A 7,963-nucleotide genomic window follows, 5' to 3' on the forward strand; every position below is an offset into this window, starting at 1 on the left:
AGGCTCTTGCGGATAAAAAATGTCCCTCCCAGTTATCTAGCTTCGATTCCGATCAACTAACGTTGGCTGAGCGAAATAGGTTTTTAATCTGGATTTTAATTATGCTTAGAGATAACTATTAATTTTTTAATACTTAAATACTTATTTTGCTGATATATCAATCCTGAACGATCGAGTCTCAATGTTTATGGAATTGCATCGTTAAGGGATGTACTTTTATAAACCCAAAAATCTACAAATGATTTTGGATTGCTATAGAAAGGATGAATGGAGATAAAGAAATTATGTTTAACTGGCTGGGTATCATTAAATATCAAGCTCTAAAGCCTGTGATGTAAGTGCCAAAAATACCACAAGCTTTGACTCTTTACAGCTCAAATATCACAACTCAAATATAAAGATATAAACTTCTTGATAAAGCGACAAAAAATAACTTATAGGTTAAATATCTAAAGAATTTTCCGAGTATTAATTGTCACTGTATTATAAAAAAGATGTTACTTAAAACTGTAATCTATTTAGAACACCATGACCAATGCTGAAGCAGTCCTTGCAGGCAGATATCAAATTATAAAGCCACTTGGTGGTGGTGGTTTTGGCTGTACCTATTTAGCAAGAGATTTACAGTTACCTAACAAGCCTGCCTGCGTAGTTAAACAACTCAAGGTTCAATTACATAATCCTCAAGAAATAGCGATCGCTAAACGATTATTTGAAAGTGAAGCCAAAACTTTAAATGATTTAGGCAGTCACGATCAGATTCCTCGATTATTTGCCCATTTTGAGCAAAATGGTGAATTTTATCTAGTACAGGAGTTTATTGAAGGACAAACATTAGATCGGGAGATTAGTGGTGGTCGCAGGTGGAGTCAAAAGGAATTAGTTTCCTCTCTATGGGATATTTTGCAAGTCTTAGCTTTTGTGCATAGTTCTCAGGTGATTCATCGCGATATTAAACCCGCCAATTTAATTCGCCGCAAGAGCGATCGCAAAATTGTCTTAATTGACTTTGGCGCGGTCAAAGCCTTATCAAAAGACTCTACAGATTTTTTAAAAGAAGCAAATAAAGAGACAAGAACGGTGGTAGTCGGTTCGTTGGTATATATGCCCAACGAGCAATTAGCTGGGCAACCTAAATTTTGTAGCGATATTTATGCTTTGGGCATTATGTGTTTGCAGGCTTTTACTGGGCTTGCATTCAAAGAGCTTCCCAAAGAAGAACAGACCAATGAGTACAACTGTGCGAAAGCAGTCGCTAAGGCGAATCTGCAAATTAACCGTGGGTTAGCAGCAATTATTGACAAAATGATGCGCTACGATTATCGCCAACGTTATAGGGATGCTGGGGAAGTTCTGCAAGCCTTAGAAAAATTACTCAATATTACCAATACTGCGACGACACTCACAGTGACTCCTCCCCCTAACACACCCGCTTCCCCATCACCATTTCAGTTGGAAGAGCCTGAGGGACAAATAGAAGTAGGCTCTCCATTCTATATTCAACGTCCACCCATAGAGAAGGACTGTTGTGAAACAATGCTAAGGGCGGGTTCGCTCATTCGCATTAAAGCACCACGCCAAATGGGTAAGTCATCTCTCCTCTCGCGGACGCTTGCCTTTGCTAAATATAAGGGATATCAAGTCGCGCACCTATATTTTCAACAAGCCGATAGCGATGTATTTAGCGATCTAGACCTATTTCTGCAATGGTTTTGCGCGAGCATCGCTGCCGAACTCGATCTAGAGGATAATTTGGATCAACAATGGCAGGGGGTTTTAGGAAGTAAAAACAAATGTACGAAGTATTTTCAGCGTTATTTACTGACTGCGAAGGAGCCGCCCCTAGTTCTAGGCTTAGACGAAGTAGATTTAGTTTTTCAATATCCTAAAATTGCGACTGACTTTTTTGGGCTTTTGAGAGCTTGGCATGAGAAGGCAAAGAACGAGGATATTTGGAAAAAACTTCGATTAGTAATCGTTCACTCGAAAGAAGTGTATATCCCCCTCAATATCAATCAGTCACCGTTTAATGTTGGTTTGCCGATCGAATTACCTGAATTGACATTGTCTCAGATTGCCGATCTTGTCAAACGCCATCAACTCTCTTGGCAACCAGCCCAGATGGATGAACTAATGCACCTTACAGGTGGGCATCCCTATCTCGTAAGGCAAGCTCTCTATCAAATTGGTAGGGGGCGGATCGACTGGAAAAGTCTTTTGCAAGTGGCAGCGACGGAAGAGGGAATTTATGGCGATCACCTTCGCCGTCAATTTAGTAATTTAAGGGAAGATCCCGAACTGCTCCAAGCTTACAAGGATTTAGTCGCGATTTCAGGGCCTCTTCAGTTAGATAGCCAAGTGGCTTTTAAATTGAGAAGTATTGGCTTAGTGAAGTTTGTTGGTAATCAAGTAATTCCCATGTGCGATCTTTATTACCAATATTTTCGACAAGTTTTTCGGTAATAGAGAAGAGCAATGCCCGCAACAGCAGCAACAACACCAAATTATCTATACCAAGTTGGGGGGAGTTTATCTATTGATGCCCCAACCTACGTAGCGAGGCAGGCAGATAGCGATCTGTATGAAAGTTTGAAGGCAGGAGAATTTTGCTACGTTCTCAACTCTCGGCAAATGGGTAAATCGAGTCTGAGAGTTCGGACGATGAAGCGCTTGCAGGAGGAAAATTTCACCTGTGCGGCCATCGATATTACGGCTATTGGTACATCCGACATTACTCCAGAACAGTGGTATGCGGGATTAATTGATAGCATTATCAGTAGCTTAAATTTGTACGATTCCTTTAATTTAGAGGAATGGTGGGAGCAAAATCATTTACTTTCGCCAGTCCAGCGCTTTGGCAAATTTCTAGATGAAGGTTTGCTAAAAAAAATCTCTTCACCTGTAATTCTTTTTGTGGATGAAATTGATAGTATCCTCAGTTTGAATTTTCGGGTTGATGATTTCTTTGCGCTCATTCGGGAATTATTTAATCGTCGTGCCGATCGCATTGCCTACAATCGCTTAACCTTTGCCCTTTTTGGCGTTGCTACGCCTGCCGATCTGATTCGCGATAAACAACGGACTCCTTTTAACATCGGACGAGCGATCGAGTTAAGAGGATTTCAGCTAAAGGAGGCGACTCCTCTGATGCGGGGATTACTATCGAAGTCCCAAAATCCCGTTGCCACGATTAAAGCAATTCTTGCCTATACAGGAGGGCAACCCTTTCTCACTCAAAAACTTTGTCAGTTAATCCTGCTCTCCAAGGACTCCGTCCCCTTAAATCACGAACTTGTTTGGGTTAACAATCTGGTGCGATCGCGTCTCGTCGAAAATTGGGAAATACAAGACCAGCCCGAACATTTTAAGACCATTCGCGATCGCATTCTTTGGAGTAGTGAAAATCGTCAAGGTAAATTACTGGGTTTATATCAACAAATTTTAAGTTCCGAACCGTCATTGCACAAACTGGAATGCGGCATTGTTGCCGATGATAGTCCCGAACAAACCGAACTACGGATTACGGGATTAGTTGTCAAACGAGAGGGGAAACTGCGAGTTTATAACCCCGTTTACGCCGCAATCTTTAATCAAAATTGGGTCAATCAAGCCTTAGCAAATTTACGTCCCTATGGAGAAGCCTTTAAGGCTTGGATGGATTCTAATTATCAAGATGAATCGCGCTTGTTACGGGGACAAGCTTTGCAGGATGCCCTCATCTGGTCGGCGGATAAGAATCTGAGTAACTATGATTACCAATTCTTTTCGGCTAGCCAAGAACTCGAAAAAAGAGAAGTGGAAACTGCTCTCCTTGCTCAAGCTGAGGCTAATCAAATTCTCTCCGCTGCAAAACGAAGACTAGAACAAACCTTAAAAGCAGAACAGGATGCGAAGTTCCGTTTAGTGGAAATGCAACAAAGACTACAAGCTAGTCTGATGGAAGCAGAAGTTGTACTCAAAAGTGCCTCTGCGAAAGCGACATTTATTCTCAATCAACAGTTTGAGGCGCTGTTGGAGTCAATGGAAGCAGGCAAACAATTGCAAGCTTTAGAAACTTCTACAGGTGAAAAAGCAAGTTTGCGAATGCACGGACTAACGGCTCTCCATCAAGCAGTTTACAATGTATGTGAATACAATCATTTTGCAGGACATCTCGATACGGTCACCTGTATTGCGATCCAACCCAATGACAATCTAATCGCATCGGGAAGTAGCGATCGCACGATCAAAATATGGGATCAAAAGGGGAACTTACTGCAAACTCTCATGGGGCATACAAACTGGATTACCAGCCTCAGCTTTAGCCGTACTGGTCAACATCTAGTTTCCGCTAGTCGTGATGGAACCATTCGGCTGTGGAAAATGAGTCGCTTGACTAAGATATTTGTAGAGCAGCCAATCCAAGTGCTTAAAGATCATCAAGCACCAGTTTTAGCGGTGAAATTTAGTCCCACGGATTCCATTTTCGCCTCCTGCGGTGAAGATACAAAAATTCGACTTTGGCGCGATGATGGTACCCCCTTTAACACCTTCGCAGGTCACCACAAATGGGTAACCTGTCTTTGCTTTAGTCCAGATGGCGAACGGATCGTTAGTGGGAGTGCTGATCGGACGATAATTATTTGGAATATTAACGGCACTCCGATTAAAACCTTTAAAGCCCACGATAGCTTTATTGAAGATATCGATATATCGCCATCGGGGCGTGTCATTGCTTCGGCAAGTCGCGGACGCGACGTTAAACTTTGGAATATGGAAGGGAATTTAATCGCATTTCTAGAGGGACATACAGATAAGGTTTTGGGAGTGCATTTTCATCCTAATGGGCAATCTCTAGCCTCAGTCAGTAGCGATCGCACGATTAAAATTTGGGACTTCAAGGGGGAATTGCTCAAAACTCTCCAAGGGCATAAAGGCGGAGTCCATAGTATTACCTTCAACTCCAATGGCAGTACGATGCTTACGGGCAGCCAAGATACGACCCTCAAGCTGTGGCGATTGAATGGTAATTCTCTGTTATATATGGAAGGACATACGGATGAAATCAATTGCGTAGCTTTTAGTAGTGATGGTCGCTTTATTACTACAGCTAGTAGCGACGGTACGATCAAGATTTGGTTTGCCCATGCCAAACTGATTGCCTCTTTAGAAGGACATAAAGAGAGCGTTAATAGTGTTTGTTTTAGCCCAGACAATCGTTTTTTACTCTCCGTCGGGAGCGATCGCGCAATCAAAATTTGGAATGGGAAAGGAAACTTACTAAAAAGTATCTATAACGAACATGAATCATCAATCTATAGCATCGCCTATCGTGGTGATGGCGAGATCTTTGCCTCTGCTAGTGCTGACTGCACGGTTAAGTTATGGAATAAAGAAGGGGAATGGGTACATACCTTAATCGGACATGCCAATGCCGTATATCAAGTTTGTTTCAGCGCTGATGGTAATATGTTGGCAACGGCAAGCCAAGATAAAACCGTTAAACTCTGGCATTGGGATGGAACCCTATTAAATACTTTGAGCGGGCATACGGGCGAAGTCTACTGTGTTTGCTTTAGCCCTGACAGCCAGATCGTTGCTAGCGGTAGCAAGGATGGCAGTATTAAGTTGTGGAGCCTTGATGGTAAATTATTGAGAACCTTAAACGAGCATAATGCTGAAGTAAGGAGTGTTTGCTTCAGTCCCGATGGAAATGCTCTAGCTTCGGGCGGTAACGATCGCACGGTCAGGATCTGGAGTCTGGATGGCAAAGAGCTGCTAACGCTGCAAGGGCATCATGCACCAGTAAAGAGCGTTTGCTTTAGCCCTAGCGGCGACACCCTCTTGTCAGCCAGTACCAATGGTCGAGCTATTCTTTGGGATTTCTCATTACCCCATCTGATGGAGCTAGGAAATAACTGGATTAAAGACTATTTGGAAACCCATGAGCTTCCTAATTTAAGCTCGTAATGTGAAAGATAGCCAAGTAATACCAAAGATAAGTGGCGGCGCGGCGCGCCGCCACTTATCTTTGGGGTTTGGATTTGAGCGCAAAGCGCTGTATGAACTGTTTTTATGGATTAATAGTTTCAATTCTTGCGGATAATCCCTGTTGGGCGAGGCGTGAAACTTGTACCTCCGCAATGCGGCGATCGCTATAGGCTCCGATCTGAACCACTAGATAACCGTTAAGACGAGAGGCAAAGGAATTAGGGACAATCTGGCGCACTTGCGCAACCGCATTGGCGGAAGAGACAGGAACAACCACTCGATAACGCGGTGGCGTTTGGGGGGTGAGACTTGTGTTCGCGAGGGGTGCAATTTGGATGGGTTGATTTACAGGTTCCCCGCTAGGAGGAAAAGAGCGGACGGGACGCAAACTCGAAGTAATTTCGGTGTTCGCTGGTATGGGGGAATCCAATCCCCTAGGGGCGATCCTGATGATAACGGAAGTTACGGGCTCGTACCAGAAAGGATTATTAGCTTGATTGGCTTGATTGGCTTGATTTCCTTGAGTATTGGCAAAATTAAAGCTATTGTTCGGATTAGAAGCGGTCGGTCTAACCAATGCGGGCGGACTATCCAGATGAGATGCAAGGTTCATGGGCTGACTGGCGGAAATCTCTTGTTCTAGTTTGAGGTTGGCAAAGCGATCGCTTTTAGGATTGCTGGGAATGGTGCTTGGGTTGGCGCTTGCAGCATTTGCTACAGAACTATTCACAAAATTATTCACAAATAAATTAGATGGCGGACGCACATTTAATAGTTGCAAATTACCTTTCACTCTTTTAATGTCTAATTGATTGCCAATGACGACAACCGCATTACGGCTGACATTTTGGAGATCGAGCGTGCCATTTCCCTGCAAAGTATTATTGCCATCATCGTTAGCCTTGCCCAAATCTGGCTTTGCTAGATCGGAAATTGTTAAGCCATAGTTTCGATTATTGACGATCGCATTGCCTCGCAAAACTGGTTTGGCATTGGCTTGAATTAATATGCCATTTTGATTTTGTGTGAAAGTATTTTCTGTGATTTGGGGAGTAGCCTCTTGACGAATACTCATCCCGAACGTAGTTTGTTGAAAGAGATTGCTACGAATATCAGGGCTTGCTTGCCCCTCGATCGCTAAGCCGCTGGTTCCATTCCGAAAGAATTGATTGAAGGAAACGATCGCCGCCGATTTTCCCGTAATTAGCGCTCCATCTTGCTGATTACCAAGAAAAGTACTATTGGAAACCGTGGGACTGGCATTTTCAATCCAGAGTCCATAACCTCTGGAATTGGGGTTAGTTAAGGTTACGCCCCGTAGTTCTGAGCGATCGCCTAGAGCGATCGCCACATTTTGCGGAAAGCCCGATCCCGTTAAAAGCATCCCTCCTCCATAAATTGTAATTCCTTTCCCCTTATTGGCTTCATCCCCCCGTAAAGTTAAAGTTGAAGGCAATCGAATGGGGAACTCCTCCCCTGAGGCAATACTATAGGTTCCATTCGTTAGTTGCACGATCTGTTCGGACTGGGCGCGACTGAGGGCATAGGTAATAGTCTTAAATGGTAATGTATTGCTGCCGCGATCGGGGCGATCGAGTCCCGTCAGTGGATTTACGTAGATAATATTTTGGTTAGTATTTTGGTTAGTATTTTGGTTAATATTTTGGTTAGTATTTTGGTTGGCAGCCTTTGAAGTTTGAGACGATGGTGTTTGTGCGGCAAGAGGCAATGCGATTATTAGGCAAGGAGACAGAATCGCAATTGGTATTAAATCAGTGAGATGCTGCAAGATAAGGGCTTTAAATGTCTTATGGATAATTATTTTCATAAAAGACCTCTCGATACGCGAGAAACTCCGCGCTTTAGCGCTGAGAGGTAAGCGAACGGCGGTTTTAACCGCCAGTAGATATTAGAATCCATAGCTATAGCCATCCTTACGATGAATAGTTTTGCAATATTTGTGGCTGACACCTTGAATTAGCGTTGATGAAGA

3 protein-coding genes are annotated in these 7,963 nt (G+C 43.2%); 2 read left to right on the forward strand and 1 reads right to left on the reverse strand.

The features are described 5' to 3' along the window. The first annotated feature begins 528 nt into the window (after positions 1 to 528). The gene (locus AC805_RS00115) at positions 529 to 2,463 is read left to right on the forward strand and encodes an AAA-like domain-containing protein (RefSeq protein WP_055073528.1); all 1,935 of its coding nucleotides are present in this window, start codon (positions 529 to 531) and stop codon (positions 2,461 to 2,463) included. A gap of 12 nt (positions 2,464 to 2,475) precedes the next feature. Further along, positions 2,476 to 5,949 carry an AAA-like domain-containing protein gene (locus tag AC805_RS00120; RefSeq protein WP_055073529.1) on the forward strand — a complete coding sequence of 1,158 codons (3,474 nt, stop codon included), beginning with the start codon at positions 2,476 to 2,478 and terminating at the stop codon, positions 5,947 to 5,949. Positions 5,950 to 6,052: 103 nt separating this feature from the next. Here the strand turns inward: AC805_RS00120 and AC805_RS00125 are convergent, their stop codons facing one another. Next, entirely contained in the window at positions 6,053 to 7,798 is a 1,746-nt protein-coding gene (locus AC805_RS00125) for a DUF1565 domain-containing protein (RefSeq protein WP_055073530.1), read from the reverse strand. Positions 7,799 to 7,963 lie beyond the last annotated feature (165 nt).

This window comes from Pseudanabaena sp. 'Roaring Creek', assembly GCF_001402795.1.
Lineage (GTDB): Bacteria > Cyanobacteriota > Cyanobacteriia > Pseudanabaenales > Pseudanabaenaceae > Pseudanabaena.

Coding starts and splice junctions, on each gene's coding strand:
- AC805_RS00115 (WP_055073528.1), top strand. CDS start 529: ATGACCAATGCTGAAGCAGTCCTTGCAGGCAGATATCAAATTATAAAG.
- AC805_RS00120 (WP_055073529.1), top strand. CDS start 2,476: ATGCCCGCAACAGCAGCAACAACACCAAATTATCTATACCAAGTTGGG.
- AC805_RS00125 (WP_055073530.1), bottom strand. CDS start 7,798: ATGAAAATAATTATCCATAAGACATTTAAAGCCCTTATCTTGCAGCAT.